We start from the raw sequence: 15,856 nt of genomic DNA, 5'->3' as shown, positions 1-15,856 counted from the left end.
TAAATACCACAGCCCAATGTGGCCGATGCCATCAAGCGCCGCGCTGCCACACGCTTGGCGGCGACACTTCCCGCCATTGCCCCAGCGCCAAAGGCGGGTCAAACAGGCTAACGCCGCCGATGGCCACGCGCACCAAGCGCAAACACGGCAGCCCTACCCGTGCGCACATGCGCCGCACTTGGCGGTTTTTGCCTTCGCTGATGCGGATTTCCAGCCAAAAATCCGGCACGGTTTGGCGCACACGGATGGGCGGCTGGCGTGGCCACAGCCGGGCGATTTCATCGGCTTCAGGCAGCCTGATTTGCGCAGGCTCGGTAATAAAATCGCCCAAATCCACGCCTTGTTGCAGCTGCGCCAAAGCCGCTGCATCAGGGCGGCCTTCCAGCTGCGCCCAGTAGGTTTTGGTTAGTTTGTGTTTGGGGTGGGCAATTTTGGCCTGCAAAGCGCCGTTGTCGGTGAGCAACAGCAGGCCTTCGCTGTCGGTATCGAGGCGGCCGGCGGGATAAACATCGGCCACATCGATATATTGCTTAAGACTGGGGTGTTTTTCGTGTTGGCTGAACTGGCAGATAACCCCATAGGGTTTATTAAAAGCAATCAGTTTGGCAGACATGGGCGGCATTCGGTGAAAACGGCGATTGTACGGCAAAAGCAATATATAAGGCTGCCTGAAACCGGTGCTTAAATCATTTCAGGCAGCCTTATACTGATTTATCCAAACCGCGCTAGCTTAACAACAAGGCATCGTCCGATACTTTTTCGCCGCGGGTTTGTTCAAACAGGTGCAGCAAATCGGGCACGTCCATGCCTGCGCGTTGTTCGCCCGCCACATCCAGCACCACTTGGCCTTGGTGCAGCATCACAGTGCGCTGGCCGTGATCCAAGGCTTGGCGCATGGAGTGGGTCACCATCATGGCGGTGAGCTTGCCTTCGGTCACGATGCGGTCGGTTAATTCCAACACAAAGGCGGCGGTTTTGGGGTCGAGCGCGGCGGTGTGTTCGTCGAGCAGCAAGATTTTGGAGGGCTGCAAAGAAGCCATCAACAGGCTGACGGCTTGGCGCTGGCCGCCGGAGAGCAAGCCCATGCGGTCGGTGAGGCGGTTTTCCAAGCCCAGCTTCAAAATGGCCAATTTGTCGCGGAATAAGGCGCGGTTGGCGCTGTTCAAAGCCAGCCTCAGGCCGCGCTGGCGGCCACGGTTGTAAGCTAGCGCCATGTTTTCTTCAATGCTCAGCGCTTCGCAAGTGCCCGCCATCGGGTCTTGAAACACCCGCGCCACCAGCGGCGCACGTTTGTGTGCCGCTTGGCGGGTAACGTCTTGGCCGTTAATCAGAATACTGCCCGAATCCACCATGGTGTCGCCGCTGATGGCGTTCAGAAATGTGGATTTGCCCGCGCCGTTGGAGCCAATCACGGTAACAAATTCGCCGTCGTTGATGTTGAGGCTTAAGCCGCGCAAGGCCGGGTTTTCAATCGGCGTGCCCGGGTTGAACGTCAGCCGCAGGTTTTGTGCACGCATCATGATGTTTTTTTCCTGTGAAAATAGCGTTTGATATACGGCAGGCGTAAAGCCAGCACCACCAGCACGGCGGTAATCAGGTTAAGGTCTTGCGGACCGAAACCGATGCCGCGCAAGGTGTCGCTGCCCAGCGCCAGGGCGATAAACAGGCGGTAGAGCACCGCACCCACAATCACCGCCAGCGTAATCAGCACGATGCGTTTGGCCGGAATCAGCGTTTCGCCGATAATCACCGCCGCCAAACCCACCACAATGGTGCCGATGCCGATAGAAATATCCGCCCCGCCCTGGGTTTGCACAAACAAAGCCCCGGCCAGTGCAATCAAGGCATTGGAAATGGCCATGCCGATGATAATCATGCGCGAAGTGCCCACGCCCTGCGCCCGCGCCATGCGCGCATTGGCACCGGTGGCGCGCATCGATAAACCGGCTTCGGTGGAAAAAAACCAGTCTAACAATAATTTAGCCGCCACCACAAAACCCAAAATCACCAAGGGCTGTACCCAGAATTGATTGCTGTAATCCGCCGCCACTAAGCCGGAAAACACGCTCGGCTCGCCAATCAGCGGCACATTGGGCGCACCCATAATGCGCAAATTAATCGAATACAACGCCACCATCACCAAAATACTGGCCAGCAATTGCAAGATTTTCAGCGACACATGCAGCCAGGCGGTGAGCATACCGGCACAAGCCCCGGCGGCGGCACCGGCGGCACAGGCCAGCCACGGATTGATGCCGTTCACCACGCACACGGCAAACACGGCACCGCCCAAGGGAAAGCTGCCGTCGGCGGTTAAATCGGGAAAATCGAGGATGCGGAACGACATCAGCACACCCAAAGCCACCAGCGCATAAATCAGGCCGCTTTCGAGTGCGCCAAACAGGGCAATCATAGACATAACAAATTGGGTTTCTTTAAATCGGTTTTTTACAGTTTCTTAATTAAAACAACACCGGCAGCGCTTTCAGGCAGCCCTGCCGATGTCGTTTTTGGCTTTGCAGGCTGGTTTATACCAATCATAAAAAATAAGATAACAAGGCGGCGAGCCGCAGACAGTACACCTAGTACGGAACAGAGTTTGTTGGCGCTTCAGCGCCTTACAAAATCGTTCGCTTTGCGCTAAGGCGAGCCAACGCAGTTAGGTTATTTTTTAGGATTGGTATTATTCCTGCACTTCCTTGGCTTCTTTCAATACCGCATCAGACAGAGTAATCCCTTGTTCGGCCGCATTTTTCTTGCTCACATAGAGATCCAGCTTGTCCATACGCTGCGGCGCGATGTCGCCCGCTTTCTCACCTTTAAGAATGCGTGCCACCACCTTGCCGGTGGCCACACCCATATCGTGGTAATTGATGCCCAAAGCGGCCACAGCACCCCGTTTTACCGAATCGGTGTCGGAAGCCACCAACGGCAATTTGTTTTCCACCGCCACTTTATATAGCGACTCATAAGCGGAAACCACGTTGTTGTCGAGCGAAGTGTAAATCAAATCGGCCTTGCCTTTCAGGCTGCGTGCGGCAGTGGGCACATCGGTGGTGCGCTGTGCCGGTGCGGCGGCCACGGTGATGCCGTCTTTATCCAGTGCGGTTTTCAACTGATCGAGCACAATGGTGGAATTCACTTCGCCGGGGCTGTAAACATAGCCCACCGATTTCAGATTGGGGATGATTTTTTTCATCAAATCGATTTGCGGCTGCAAAGGCAATTCGTCTGACAAGCCGGTAACATTGGTTTTAGACGCTTCCCAGCTCGGCACCAATTTGGCTGCTACGGGATCGGTTACCGCCGAAAACACCACCGGAATGGTTTTGGTGGCGGCCACCATGGATTGGGCGCTGGGGGTGGCAATCGCCACAATCACATCGGGGTTGTCGCCGGCAAATTTTTTGGCAATCTGGCCGGCAGTGGCGGTGTTGCCTTGGGCGCTTTGGAAGTCGATTTTCAGGTTTTCGCCTTCTTTATAGCCTTGAGCGGCCAATTCTTCAATCACGCCTTTGCGTACCGCATCCAGCGCCGGATGCTCCACAATGGCGGTAATCGCCACGGTTTTCACTTCCGCCGGGGCGGCAGCAGAAGCCGCCGAAGCGCCTTGTTCGGCAGCCGGTTTTTGCTCGGCGGGGCTACAAGCGGCCAATACCAGCGCGGCCAGTGCGCTGTATGCAAAAGAAAGTTTCATATGCCGTTTCCTGAATAATTATTGATGATGTTGTGATGAGATGTAATATTTTGTGAAGACCAACATCACGAGTGCCTGCATGATAGGGGAATCGGCATAAAAAATCACCACGGCGGCGGCGGCCAAATTCAGCATAAGTGCATCAAAAATGGCATTATTTAGCGGTTTATATCCGCTTTATGCCACAGTTTAACCGTCTTGCTTTTGATTTGTGCGCCAAGCAGGGCAATACTGCCATAAACATTTTTTCTTTACTTATATTAAGCCAAAGGCTGCCTGAAACACGTTTCAGGCAGCCTTTATATCCGTATGTGCGTTTATAGAGTGGAATGAAGAATAAAGTGATACAAGACGCGAAGCCGCAGACAGTACACACGTACGGAACAGAGTTTGTTGGCGCGTCTGCGCCTTACAAAGTCGTTCGCTTTGCGCTAAGGCACAGCAACGCCGTAGCACTTTGTTATGCATTCCACTATAAATACACAATTTCACCACTGCGCCCACGGCTGTCGCGGCTCATCCAATACACAAAGGCGGGCATAATGTCGGCCAGCTCTTTGCGCTCGCCACGGGTTTCGCCGGGGTGGGTTTTCATGCGCTGCGGTGAATTGATGGCGCCGGGCACCAACACATTGGCACGCAGTTGCGGGTATTGCTGCCATTCGTCTGCCGCCACCTGCGCCAGATAATTCAGCGCCGCTTTAGAGGCACCAAAGCCGCCCCAATACGCTTGCGGCGTGGCACCATGGCTTTCGCCCACAAACAGCACCGAAGCATCTTCGGCTTGTTGCAGCGCCGGTAAAAATGCACGGGTAAGCGCCATCGGTGCCACGGTATTGATGCGGTATTGATTCACCCACTCGGCCACGGTTTGGAACATCAAGGGCGAGAGTGCGTAAAAATAGCTGGCGCAATGCACAATGCCGTCTATCCGCCCCGCCGCTTCCAGCACCGTTACCGCCAATTGGTCGAATTCTTTTTCCTCGGCGGTGAGCAAATCCAAGCGCACCGCAAACGGCTCCGGCCCGCCCGCAGCCATGATTTCATCGTATACCGCTTCCATTTTTTTCTGGTGCCGCGCCACCAATACCACCGTGGCACCGGCGGCGGCATACGAGCGCGCCACCGCCGCGCCCAAGCCTTGCGATGCGCCGGTGACCACAATCACTTTGCCGCTTAATTGTTGCGTTGTCATGATTTTTCCTGTGAAAGCAGGCTGCCTGAATCTTTCAGGCAGCCTTAAAATAAAGATTTTAATTACAAGCGTTTTATTTCAGCAACCGGGCGTTGCTGCCAATCGGCCAGCAATGCCGCCGCGGCCATCTGCCCGCTTTGCACCGCCGCTTCCAAGGTGGCCGGATAGCGCGGGTGGATATAGTCTCCGGCCAGATACACGCCTTGGCTGCGCAGCCATGCTTGCGGAATCGGCGTCATATCGGGGCGGCTTTCGATGGTGGCGCGTTTTTCGGTGATGGTGCGCCCGGCCACGGGCGGCGGCAAATGAGGATACAGCCGCAATAAATCCTGATGCACCCGCGCTATCCACTCTTCGTTGCTCAATGTGCCGTATTGGTCGGACAGGGAAACCACCGCCGCCACTTCTTGCGCATTGCCGCCTAAAGCGCCGCGTGCAATTAGCCATTGTGCCGTGCCGTTGGCCAACCCGATGATGGCGTGCGGCAACGGCAGTGCCTGCGGATAACGCAGATACACGGTGGTGATGGCGCGGTAGCATAAGGCATTTAAGGCTGCCTGAAATTCGGGCGGGGTTTGCGGCGGCAATAAAGCGCCCACATGATACGGCGCCACCGCCACAATCACACGGGCAAAGGGGTGCTCATCTACCCAAATTTGATCGCTTTCGCCAGCCAACCGCAAGGTGCCGATGCGGGTGCCGGTGTGCACCGCCACGCCCTGTTTTTGCACCCAAGCGGCCACCGGCGCCACCCAGCTTTGCTGCAAATCGCCTGTGGCAATCAGCATATCGCTGTGGGCGCGCTCGCGCCACACGCCGTCGGCCAATACATTGGCCAAACGCGCGGTGCTGGCCTGCCCCAAATCGGTATTCAGGCTGCCCCACACCAAAGGCTGCCAAAATTGCTGCTGCCATTTTTGGCTTACACCGTGCTGCCGCAGCCACTGCGCCACATCAACATCGGCACCGCCTTGCTGTTGGCGGCGGTGCCATTGTTGCAAGGCACGCATTTGCCGCAATAAAGCGGTTTTTTCGCCCCAAGCCGCGCCTTTGCCACCCAACACCCCCAACAGCAAATGCCAAGGGCTGGGCAGCCGTGCGGCTTGGAATTGCACGCCGTCGGCCATATGCCAAGTGAGCGGCAGACGCACAAAAGCGTCTGCTTCGGCCACACCCGCGCGTGCCAGCAAGGCCAAACATTGCCGATAAGCACCCACCAGCAAGTGCTGGCCGTTGTCGAGAAAATCAAAGCCATTGCTGTCGGCCGCCACCGTACGGGCGCGGCCACCCAAGGTTTTGCCCGCCTCAAACAGCGTCACTTCGGCCTGTCCGGCCAAGGCTTCGGCGGCGGCCAAACCGGCCCAGCCGCCGCCGATTACCGCCACTTTGGGCTGGCCCGCAGGCAAAGGGTGGATGCTCATGGCTTAAACCCCCATAACCACGTTTTCAGGGCAATGCGGGCTTTGCGCGGCCCGGGAATGGCCAGTTTGTATTGCAAAACATGGGCCGCGCCATCGGCTGCGATTTCCTGCAACAAGGCATAGTAAATCGCCGCCATAATCAGGCCGGGCTTTTGCGCCCGTGCATCGGCGGCGGGCAGTAAGGCCACCGCTTCGCGGTAGCACTGGCGCGCACGGGCTACCTGAAAATCCATCAGCCGGGCAAAACCTTCGCCGCCGCTGCCATTCAAAATGGTGGCGGCGGGCACACCGTATTGCTGCAATTCGGCCACCGGCAGATAAATACGCCCCATGCGGGCGTCTTCACCCACATCGCGGATGATATTGGTGAGCTGCAGCGCCAGCCCCATTTTGTCGGCATAATCCAGCGTTTGCGGCCGGGTAAAGCCCAAAATACGCGCAATCAGCCGCCCCACCACCCCGGCCACACATTGGCAGTAGGTTTGCAATTCGGCAAAATCGGCATAACGTGCTTGGCTTAAATCCATGCGCATGCCGTCGATGATTTGCACCAATTCGTGTTCAGGCAGCCCGAAACGCGGCACCAAGGGCTGCAATGCCCGCAGCACCGGATGTTCGGGCACGCCGTTTGCGGCAAACACCTTGGCCAAATCCGCCTGCCACCAATTCAGTGTGGCCGCGGCCACCCCCGCATCGCTGCAATCGTCCACCACATCGTCCAGCTCGCGGCAATAGGCGTACAGCACCGTGATGCCCTCGCGTTTGGCGCGCGGCAAAAAGCGAAAGCCGTTTAAAAAGCTGGAGCCGCTGGCGGCGGCTTTGTGTTGGCAATACTGCAAAGGTTCCACAGGCATTCCCATGCCATTGAGGCAAAATCATGTTAAGGGGCGATTGTAACCAGATTCGGCCGAAAGCTAAAGCCGCTCGGCTTGGCCTGTATATAAACGCTGCAAAATATCGTTTAGCATTCAAAAATCTTTCCCATTCGTCATTAGCTACGCCGGGGTAACGCAGTGGACTTGCGTAGCTAATGACTATAGTGAATTAAATTTGAACCGATACTGCGTTACCTCGCCTTGCCGTATATTTATACTGTCTGCGGCTCGTTGCCTTGTCTTGATTCAAATTTAATCCACTATAATTTGAACATTTTTTATCAGCGAAAAAGTGTTTTGCAAAGGCCTCAGGCTGCCTGAAAGGGTTTCAGGCAGCCCCAACCCCATAATGGCCACACCCGCACATCTTAAGCAGCTAAAGTTACGTACCTGCTTATTAAGGCTGAAAGATAAGCCCGCCATTGCCGAACTGGATTCGGCAATCCATTGGCATTTCAGGCCGCCTTCTCAAATCAGCGCCCAGCCCCAGCCATTAAAACAACCCCCTTTTTTCTTAACCAACATCACTATTGCCACTTGGCATAAGCACAAAACCCTGTTATATTGCGCCGCAGTGCATTTAATCTAAATAAGAATGTGTAAAAATTTTAAAGATTAAAGCGCACAAAAACCCCACGGCAAGCCTTGCCGCCCACACCTGCAAACGCAGGAATTCTTAAGCTAACTTATTGTTTAAATTGTAAAATATGCAAAATTCTATTGCTAATCATCAATATAAAGCAGATAATATCGGCAGTCGGCAGTCGGCAGTCGGCAGTCGGCAGTCGGCAGTCGGCAGTCGGCAGTCGGCAGTCGTAAATAATTCCAACCGCTCAAATCTTTTCAATAAAAATTATTTCAATAGATTAAATTATTCAAATAATTTTCATAAATTAAATTATTCCCACCAATCCAATAATCTTAATAAATTAAATTATTTTAATAATTTAATTTATTTTTCCTATTCAAAATTCAGTTTCTCCGAATCCCTAGAACAAAACCAATCCTTCCGAGGCAACTTCCGCAGCCTACTAGAGCAATGGAACACCTCCGACATCATCCAGCTTGCCACCCTATTGCAAAGCAAAGAATACCGCGACCCCATCACCAACAAACTGCGCATAGCCGAAACCGAAGTCATGGCCACCCATTTCACCCAATGGGCCAATAAAGAGCTGAATGCCATCCAGCTTAACCCCCACCACCAAATGGGCTACCTGCAACAACATATCAAAGAAAAAGAAGCCCAAGAGCAAGAAATCGAGCACAGAAAACAGCAAGCCAAAAAAGCCCAAGAGCGCGAAGCACTCGAAGAAAAAGACAGCAACGACAAAAAACAACAAATCGGCATCCAGCTACAAATACTCGCCGCCCAAGCCAGCCTGCACCACGCCTTTGAGCAACTGTTTAAAGGCATGGCAAACAACGGCGCATCATATGCCAGCGATGAACTTACCAAAGTATTTAAAAATCACAATCCAGCACTTTATGCCTACCTGGAAAAAGAGCTTGATCCAGAAGGTAAATTAAGCAAACAAGAATTAAGTAAAAAAGCAAACTATGCATTTAGTAATTTGGAAGCCATAAAAGAGCAAATCAACAAATCACCACACTTTTTGGAACAAGTTGCTAAAAATATCACAGATGAAGCTTTGGTAAAACTGGGTATCAGCCGAAATGATCCAAATTGGAAAGATCAGGTAAAAGAAGCCTTTAATACCAATAAAAATAAATAAGCTATAATCACCCTATGCCTAAACTGACCCCAAAAAACCACCAGCTCACCGAGCATGATTTTCTCAAACTCGCCAAAACAGAATCCCACCCACGGGCACGGACACGGTTGTTTATATTGCACCAACTGCAACAAGGTCAAACACCCGAAGAAATCGCCCCACGGTTTGGACTCCATCCGCTAACCATACACATATTACGGCGCAAATATTGGGAATTCGGTATTGAACAGGCCATTTACGACAAACAGCGACCCGGCCGCAACAGCAAACTAAAGCCGCAAGACCATCAAGCCTTCAAACAACGCATCATCGAAGAACAAGAAAAACGCGAAGGCGGCAGGCTCACCGCCGAAGACATCCATACCATTGCCGCCCAAGAATTCAATGCCCACTACAAACACAGCAGCTGCCTATATCCTTTGTTGCACCGTATCGGCATGAGCTGGATCACCGCCCGCAGCCGCCATCCGCAGGCAGACCCACAAGCGCAAGACGCTTTTAAAAAACTTTACCGACCGGGTAAAAGCGGTATTACCTGAACACATCAAACCCGAACACGTCGACATTTGGTTTCAAGACGAAAGCCGCATCGGACAACAAGGCAGCCTCACCCGTGTATGGCACGAAAAGGGAAAAAGACCACGCATTATCCGCCAACAGCAGTTTGAATACGCCTATATCTTTGGTGCAGTGTGCTTGAGAACCGGAACAACAGCGGCTTTGGTGATGCCTAGTGTGAACAAAGAGGCGATGCTGCTGCATTTACGGCAAATATCGAAAGAAACCCCGAAGGCCGGCATGCTGTGGTGGTGATGGACGGTGCGGGTTGGCATCAGGATGTCAGCGAACTGAAAAACATATCCATATTGAAACTGCCGCCGTATTCACCGGAATTAAACCCTATAGAACGGATATGGCGGCAGCTGAAGCAAACCTCTTTATCCAACCGTTGCTATAAGGGCTATGGGCAGATTGTAGAGGCCGGCTGTGCTGCGTGGAATGCGTTGGTTGCAGAAAAAGACAAGCTCTGTTCGCTGGTGGCTTGTGAATGGGCTTTATTATAGATTATTTATTTTAAATGGTATAATACACCAGAACAAGCCGCGAAATTAGCAAATATCCTGATTGAAAAATTGAAACCAGAAGAAGCAAAACATCTTCAAAAAGATACAGAAATTGCCAAAGTAATTAATGCGGCCAATAACGGTCAAACCAAACAAGCAGAACAAGCTGCGAAAACTTGGAGTAAAGAAGCACAAAAAGTTAATCAAGAATTCAAAACTCAAGATAAAGCAATTGAACAATTTGATAAAGAAAAATCAGTAGATGATTCTTGGGGAAATATTTTTAATCAAGAAGCTATTGAGAATGCAAATATAAGTCATAAAAAACAACATGAAGCACACACACAAGTGCCAGAGCAACAGCAAATAAATAATAAAAAAGACACAATGGGGATAGGCTAATGAAAAAAACCATAACAAAACTAATCATGTTATCCATGCTATTTGGCGCACCACAAATAGTGAATGCTACCAATACCATAAATGCAAAACAAAATATCGATCCAGTTACAGGATATGATATAACCCCGATAGTGAAATATAAATCAGCATCTGATGACACCTATGAACTGTGGCATGAAAATGTGAAAAATGTCATAGAACCCTATGTGATTGCTGAATTAACTAAAGTATTTGAAACCAATGAAAGAATCAGAACTGATGAGGGGTATGGTATCAGAACAGGCATAGGTATTGCCACAGTACGTTCAGTCACCATTTGGAACAACATCATCACTAAATATCCAGAATCAAAAAACGCAAGAGTAGCCTTCTGTAAATACGGTAAAGAAATCGGTTATGTATCGAAAAGCGTATTGAAATGCGATAAAGACTTTCAATTTAACCCACAAGATAAAAACAGCCTTGTCCCATTAGGCACAGCCCACAAAGCAATTATTGCCCCGCCTTTGAAATAAACACCAAGCAACAAACATAAAACAAAGGCCAAAACAAAGACACCGCACATAAAAACACAAACATAACCCAAGCCAAACGTGAATACAAAGCCACCAAAAATAAAAACCACATTTTAAGCCGTAGGTCGGATTCTCGAATCCGACGCTTGTTCACAGAACAAGATAGCAACGCTTCGGCCTTCGGCCAAACGTCGGATTCAAGAATCCGACCTACGCCTTCATTTGGCTTTGCGATAAATAAATTTAAAAAAATTTATACCCACGAAAGGAAAATATAGATGCAGATAAATAATTTTCATAAATAAATAAATTTAAAAAAATTTATTTTAATTCTGATTTTGAATAGAAATTCATTATTTTTAAATGGATTGTGTTTTACACCAGTAAAACTTCAGGCAGTCAAGTAGGCTGCGCTTGCTATAAAATTTTAAAATGAAGGATAAATTAAATGAATAACAAAAATAAAGTAAGATGGTATGAAAAAACAATTGAATACCAAGTTGTTCGGACTTTTATGAAAATAAGTGCCGCGCCACTAGCTGGAAATCATGAAGTTATTGGAGATACTATTTTCTATGAAGGTAATAAATTTTTTTTAGTCGAATTTAAAAGGGGAATGAATTTAAAAGAGGAAAGAAAGAAGGAGCAAGATAAATATGAAGGTAATGATTATAGAAGTGCCATCTCGGATTTACAGCTGATAAAAAATGGGGATAGTGCTAACTATCATTTTATTATCTACGGCAAATATAAAGATAATAAATTTTCTTTATTTTATCAAAAATATATAGATTTTTTAGCAGATGATAATAGTACCATTGATGGTAATCAAATAGGTCCAAAACACCAATTTCCTACTTTAGAATATAGTGAATTTCAAGAATATTTAGAAAAAGTTATTGAACTTAAAAAACGCAGTCATAAAAATTGTTCTTGTACGGGCGGTGTGGATAATACTTTGGGTGTGGATAATACTTTGGGTTTGGATAGTGTTCTTATTATTGATGAACATGGCAAGGCCGCAACAATACGTGACTTCCAAGAGCATCAAAATAAACTTAAAAATCAACTTAAAAATCAATCGAAGCATAATGAATCTGGAGAAACTCCTGAAAAACCTAAAAAACCCAAGCCCCCAAGAATCTAAATTTTAACGCCCAATCAGCAAGCGTAGCGTGGGCTATGCCCACAAATATCAATAAGGCCGTTTAAAGCCAAATATTTTTCTACGCGGCCAAAGCCCACGCTAACGCTGAAAATGGATTTGCGTACAAATAAAACCCCTTGCAATCTAGGCTGCAAAGGGTTTTATATTTGGTGACTGGCCTTGGTAGGGTGCGCCATGCGCACCATTAAACGGAAGCGCAAAATAGATTGCCGAATCCAATTCGGCAATGACGCGGTTTTGAGGTTTCAGGCAGCCTTGGGTATTTATAGTGGATTAAATTTGAATCAATACAAGGCGGAACAGATTTACTTGGTGCTTTAGCACCTTAGAAAATCGTTCTCTTTGAGCTGAGCCGCAGGCAGTACAAGTAGTACGACAAGGCGAGCCAACATCGTAGCACTTTATTATGCATTTCACTATATAAAGCCGCTCGGCGTGGTTGGCTTATGTATAAAGGCTGCCTGAAAGGGTTTCAGGCAGCCTTATCATTAAAGTATTGTGATTTGCTTATTCGTCCAGATGTGCGCTGCCGGGTGCCAGCACGGTGCGGTTGCCGTTGCCTTCGGCGGCAGACACAATGCCGTCGGCCTCCATTTGCTCTACCAAGCGCGCGGCGCGGTTGTAGCCGATGCGCAATTGGCGCTGCACCGAAGAAATGCTGGCTTTGCGGGTTTTTACCACCACCGCCACGGCTTCGTCGTAGAGCGGGTCGTCTTCGCCTTCGTTGTTGCGGCTGCCGTTGGCGTTGCTGAATAAGTCGTCTTCGCCCACTCCGGCGGTAAGGATGTCGTCGATATAGTCCGGCTCGCCAAACTGTTTCAGGTATTCCACGATGCCGTGCACTTCTTCGTCGGCCACAAAAGCGCCGTGGATGCGGCGCGGATAGCCTGTGCCGGGCGGCAGAAACAGCATATCGCCTTGGCCGAGCAGGTTTTCGGCACCCATTTGATCCAAAATGGTGCGGCTGTCGATTTTACTCGACACCTGAAACGCAATGCGGGTGGGGATATTGGCTTTAATCAGGCCGGTAATCACGTCTACGCTGGGGCGCTGGGTGGCCAAAATCAAATGGATACCGGCGGCACGGGCTTTTTGCGCCAGCCGCGCAATCAGCTCTTCGATTTTCTTGCCCGCGGTCATCATCAGGTCGGCAAATTCGTCTACCACCACCACGATAAACGGCAGTTTTTCCAGCGGCTCCGGCGTTTCCGGGGTGAGCGAAAACGGGTTGGCCAGCTTTTGGCCGCGCTGGGCGGCTTCGGCCACTTTTTGGTTAAACCCGGCCAGATTGCGCACGCCCATATGGCTCATCAGGCGGTAGCGTTTTTCCATTTCGTTGACACACCAAGTGAGCGCATTGGCCGCCAGCTTCATATCGGTAACCACCGGCGCGAGCAGGTGCGGAATGCCTTCGTAAATCGACAGCTCCAGCATTTTGGGGTCGATCATAATCATGCGCACTTCTTCGGGCGTGGCTTTAAACAGCATCGATAAAATCATCGCGTTCACGCCCACCGATTTGCCCGAGCCGGTGGTGCCCGCCACCAGCAAATGCGGTGCGCGCGCCAAATCGGTAACCACCGGCGCACCGGTGATGTCTTGCCCCAGCGCCAAGGTGAGTTTGGAGCGCGACTCTTGAAATACCGGAGCGCTGAAAATTTCGCTGATGCGAATCATTTGCCGCTTGGGGTTGGGCAACTCCAAGCCCATGCAGGTTTTGCCGGGAATGGTTTCCACCACGCGGATGGCGGCAAAGCCCAAACTGCGCGCTAAATCTTTTTCCAGATTCACCACTTGGTTGCCGCGCACGCCTTGTGCCGGCTCGATTTCGTAGCGGGTAATCACCGGGCCGGCGTAGGCATCCACCACGCTCACTTTTACTTTAAATTCGGCCAGCTTTTCTTCGATGGTGATGCCGTTTTCCAGCAAGGCTTCTTCGGTTTGGCGCGCACCGGGATCAAACTGCGGCGGCAACAACAAATTTAAACCCGGCAGGCTGTGTTCATTCAACACGGCGGGCGGTGGCGTCGGTGCCTGTTGTATGGCCGATTGCAAGGCCATGCCGATGGCGGTTTGCGGCACAGGCTGTGCGGTTGTGGGTGGCAGAGGCTGCGGTGTAGATGCGGGTGCGGTTTCATTTAAAGTTTGCTGCCACTCAGGGATTGCTGCGTCTGCTAATTCATCAGACAAAGGCGGCGGCATATCGGCAGCCGCATTTTCAGGCAGCGTGTTGGCATGGGCGGCGCGTTGACTCCACACATTGCGCCCATTGCCCGCAGGCGTTGCCTCGGCCGTGTTGTCCTGCCAAGCCGGTTGCATCGGCACCGGTGCCAAGGCGGCGCTGTGGCTGCCGCTTTGCGGCCATTCGGTGCTCACCGGCACTAAGGGCGCATCCGATTCGCTCATCAAACGGTCGCTAATCGACCAGGTAGGCGCATCGGTGATGTGTAAGGTAGGCGTGCTCGCCGTTGCGGCCGCACTCATGCTTAATGCGGCCGGCACCGGCGCCGGTGCCGGGGCGGCTTCCGGTGTTGACTCATAGGGTGTAAAGCGGGTGGAAATGGGCGCACTGGCCGCTTCTGCCGCCAGCGCGGTAGACAATGGCGACAATTTCACCGCATGGCTGTGGTCGATGCGCGCCGCCGCCGGAATCACGCTTTCGCGCACGGTGGTGCGTTTAAACTGGTGTTTGGGTTTATTAATCGGGGAGTCGGTTTTGGCCAGATTGGCCAGTACTTCGTCTTCGGCAATCACCGCCAGCTCGGGCTGAATGGGTGCAGCCACGGTGTGCGGACTATGCTCGCGGCGGCGTGCCAAGCGTTGGCGCAGCAAATTGCTGCGGATATCGTCTTCGCCGATGGTGGGCAAGGGCGCGGACGCCACCGCAGCGGGTTTGGCCGGCATGGCCACCGCCAAAATTTCACGCTCGGCCAAGGTACGCTCGCGAATGCGCGATACCGCCGGATCAGCCAAGGTAATCACCTCAGCCGGTTCGGCAACGGTATTTTTGCCGGCAGCCACATCCACAGGCGGCCAATTCAACGCTACGGTTTCCAGCGGTGTGCTGACCAATGGCTCAGGCGTGCGGGTGGCCACTTTGCGGGTGGCTTCGGCCAAGGTAATTACTTCTAACGGCGCGGCGGGCGCGGTGTTGGCAATGGTTTCGTCTGGCAGCGCGGCTTCCGGTACATGTTCAAACATCGGGATGGCCGCATCGCTGGCAACCATTTCCGCCGCATCTTCTACCGCTTCGTTTTCCTGTACCGGCGTTTCTGTGCTTGGTGTTTCTGCGCTTAAGGCATGGGCAAAAATCGGCAGCTCGGCCAGCACTTCATCGCTGGCCAAACGGGCTTTGTCGGCGTCGGTAAGCGCGGCGGCGGCTTTAAAGCGCGGGTTGAGTTGCTGCATTTGCGCTTCCACCCGCCCCAATACCGCTTGGTTGGCTTGGCTGGCACGGGTTTGCAGGCGCACATTGGTGAGGTTGGGGCTGATTTGGCGCAATACTTTAATTGATGGCGGCGTAGCCGGTGCCTCTTCTGCCTTATTGCTTGCAGCGGCATCGGCGCGCGGCGCATGGCGGCTTAAATAAGCCAGCTCCAGCCGCCATTCACGCTCCTGTTTGCCCCGCCACCACAGCAAAGCGGCAATGGCCAACATCAATAACAATAAAATCATCCACCACATACGTGCTTATCCCGCATTGTTTAGTTTGAATATTTTTATAAAATAAGCCATTTGCTTACCCAAGGCTGCCTGAAAACAGTTGGCCGTTCAAGCCATGCC

Annotated in this window: 13 protein-coding genes and 1 pseudogene; 6 read left to right on the top strand and 8 right to left on the bottom strand. The window is 51.6% G+C overall.

The features are described from left to right. Nucleotides 1-31: 31 nt before the first annotated feature. The 7 genes from JQU52_RS09465 to hpnD form a co-directional block, all read right to left on the bottom strand. Nucleotides 32-613 (bottom strand): pseudouridine synthase, encoded by a 582-nt coding sequence (locus JQU52_RS09465; protein WP_230338254.1) that lies wholly within the window; start codon nt 611-613, stop codon nt 32-34. A 112-nt stretch (nt 614-725) separates the two neighbouring features. Then, nucleotides 726-1,520, bottom strand: a complete 795-nt coding sequence (locus JQU52_RS09460) for an ABC transporter ATP-binding protein (protein ID WP_230338253.1) — start codon at nt 1,518-1,520, stop codon at nt 726-728. Further along, nucleotides 1,517-2,419: an ABC transporter permease gene (locus tag JQU52_RS09455; RefSeq protein ID WP_230338252.1), complete on the bottom strand. Its 903-nt coding sequence runs from the start codon at nt 2,417-2,419 to the stop codon at nt 1,517-1,519. Before JQU52_RS09455 ends, JQU52_RS09460 begins: the two co-directional genes overlap by 4 nt. A 264-nt stretch (nt 2,420-2,683) precedes the next feature. Beyond that, nucleotides 2,684-3,697 carry an ABC transporter substrate-binding protein gene (locus JQU52_RS09450; protein ID WP_230338251.1) on the bottom strand — a complete coding sequence of 338 codons (1,014 nt, stop codon included), beginning with the start codon at nt 3,695-3,697 and terminating at the stop codon, nt 2,684-2,686. Between the two features lie 472 nt (nt 3,698-4,169). Continuing rightward, complete coding sequence (locus JQU52_RS09445; RefSeq protein WP_230338250.1) at nt 4,170-4,892, bottom strand: SDR family oxidoreductase; 723 nt, start codon at nt 4,890-4,892, stop codon at nt 4,170-4,172. Between the two features lie 62 nt (nt 4,893-4,954). Then, nucleotides 4,955-6,313 carry a hydroxysqualene dehydroxylase HpnE gene (gene hpnE / locus JQU52_RS09440; protein WP_230338249.1) on the bottom strand — a complete coding sequence of 453 codons (1,359 nt, stop codon included), beginning with the start codon at nt 6,311-6,313 and terminating at the stop codon, nt 4,955-4,957. Then, entirely contained in the window at nt 6,310-7,161 is an 852-nt protein-coding gene (gene hpnD, locus JQU52_RS09435) for a presqualene diphosphate synthase HpnD (protein WP_230340562.1), read from the bottom strand. The genes hpnE and hpnD overlap by 4 nt, the downstream gene beginning before the upstream one ends. Before the next feature lie 734 nt (nt 7,162-7,895). Between hpnD and JQU52_RS09430 the strand changes: the two genes are divergently transcribed. The 6 genes and pseudogenes from JQU52_RS09430 (at nt 7,896) to JQU52_RS09405 (ending at nt 12,052) form a co-directional block, all read left to right on the top strand. Further along, entirely contained in the window at nt 7,896-8,924 is a 1,029-nt protein-coding gene (locus JQU52_RS09430) for a hypothetical protein (RefSeq protein ID WP_230338248.1), read from the top strand. 14 nt (nt 8,925-8,938) lie between these two features. Next, nucleotides 8,939-9,463 (top strand): winged helix-turn-helix domain-containing protein, encoded by a 525-nt coding sequence (locus JQU52_RS09425; protein ID WP_230338247.1) that lies wholly within the window; start codon nt 8,939-8,941, stop codon nt 9,461-9,463. Continuing rightward, nucleotides 9,390-9,988: pseudogene (locus JQU52_RS14880) on the top strand (IS630 family transposase). Before JQU52_RS09425 ends, JQU52_RS14880 begins: the two are co-directional and overlap by 74 nt. 69 nt (nt 9,989-10,057) lie before the next feature. Further along, nucleotides 10,058-10,390 carry a hypothetical protein gene (locus JQU52_RS09415; protein ID WP_230338246.1) on the top strand — a complete coding sequence of 111 codons (333 nt, stop codon included), beginning with the start codon at nt 10,058-10,060 and terminating at the stop codon, nt 10,388-10,390. 26 nt (nt 10,391-10,416) lie between these two features. Further along, on the top strand, nt 10,417-10,905 hold the full coding sequence (locus JQU52_RS09410; RefSeq protein WP_230338245.1) for a hypothetical protein: 489 nt from the start codon (nt 10,417-10,419) through the stop codon (nt 10,903-10,905). Nucleotides 10,906-11,353: 448 nt separating this feature from the next. Further along, nucleotides 11,354-12,052, top strand: a complete 699-nt coding sequence (locus JQU52_RS09405) for a hypothetical protein (protein ID WP_230338244.1) — start codon at nt 11,354-11,356, stop codon at nt 12,050-12,052. A gap of 528 nt (nt 12,053-12,580) precedes the next feature. Here the strand turns inward: JQU52_RS09405 and JQU52_RS09400 are convergent. Then, nucleotides 12,581-15,757, bottom strand: coding sequence for a DNA translocase FtsK (locus tag JQU52_RS09400; protein WP_230338243.1), 3,177 nt, complete (start codon nt 15,755-15,757; stop codon nt 12,581-12,583). Nucleotides 15,758-15,856 lie beyond the last annotated feature (99 nt).

Origin of the sequence: Paralysiella testudinis (assembly GCF_016894345.1) — a bacterium.
GTDB classification, from domain to species: Bacteria; Pseudomonadota; Gammaproteobacteria; order Burkholderiales; family Neisseriaceae; genus Paralysiella; species Paralysiella testudinis.
This window is presented reverse-complemented; position numbering and strand designations above follow the sequence as displayed.

Excerpts from the sequence above, each read along its gene's own strand:
- JQU52_RS09430 (WP_230338248.1), top strand. The coding sequence starts at position 7,896 with ATGCAAAATTCTATTGCTAATCATCAATATAAAGCAGATAATATCGGC.
- JQU52_RS09445 (WP_230338250.1), bottom strand. The coding sequence starts at position 4,892 with ATGACAACGCAACAATTAAGCGGCAAAGTGATTGTGGTCACCGGCGCA.
- JQU52_RS09405 (WP_230338244.1), top strand. The coding sequence starts at position 11,354 with ATGAATAACAAAAATAAAGTAAGATGGTATGAAAAAACAATTGAATAC.
- hpnE (WP_230338249.1), bottom strand. The coding sequence starts at position 6,313 with ATGAGCATCCACCCTTTGCCTGCGGGCCAGCCCAAAGTGGCGGTAATC.
- JQU52_RS09465 (WP_230338254.1), bottom strand. The coding sequence starts at position 613 with ATGTCTGCCAAACTGATTGCTTTTAATAAACCCTATGGGGTTATCTGC.
- JQU52_RS09410 (WP_230338245.1), top strand. The coding sequence starts at position 10,417 with ATGTTATCCATGCTATTTGGCGCACCACAAATAGTGAATGCTACCAAT.
- JQU52_RS09425 (WP_230338247.1), top strand. The coding sequence starts at position 8,939 with ATGCCTAAACTGACCCCAAAAAACCACCAGCTCACCGAGCATGATTTT.
- JQU52_RS09450 (WP_230338251.1), bottom strand. The coding sequence starts at position 3,697 with ATGAAACTTTCTTTTGCATACAGCGCACTGGCCGCGCTGGTATTGGCC.
- JQU52_RS09455 (WP_230338252.1), bottom strand. The coding sequence starts at position 2,419 with ATGTCTATGATTGCCCTGTTTGGCGCACTCGAAAGCGGCCTGATTTAT.
- JQU52_RS09460 (WP_230338253.1), bottom strand. The coding sequence starts at position 1,520 with ATGATGCGTGCACAAAACCTGCGGCTGACGTTCAACCCGGGCACGCCG.
- JQU52_RS09400 (WP_230338243.1), bottom strand. The coding sequence starts at position 15,757 with ATGTGGTGGATGATTTTATTGTTATTGATGTTGGCCATTGCCGCTTTG.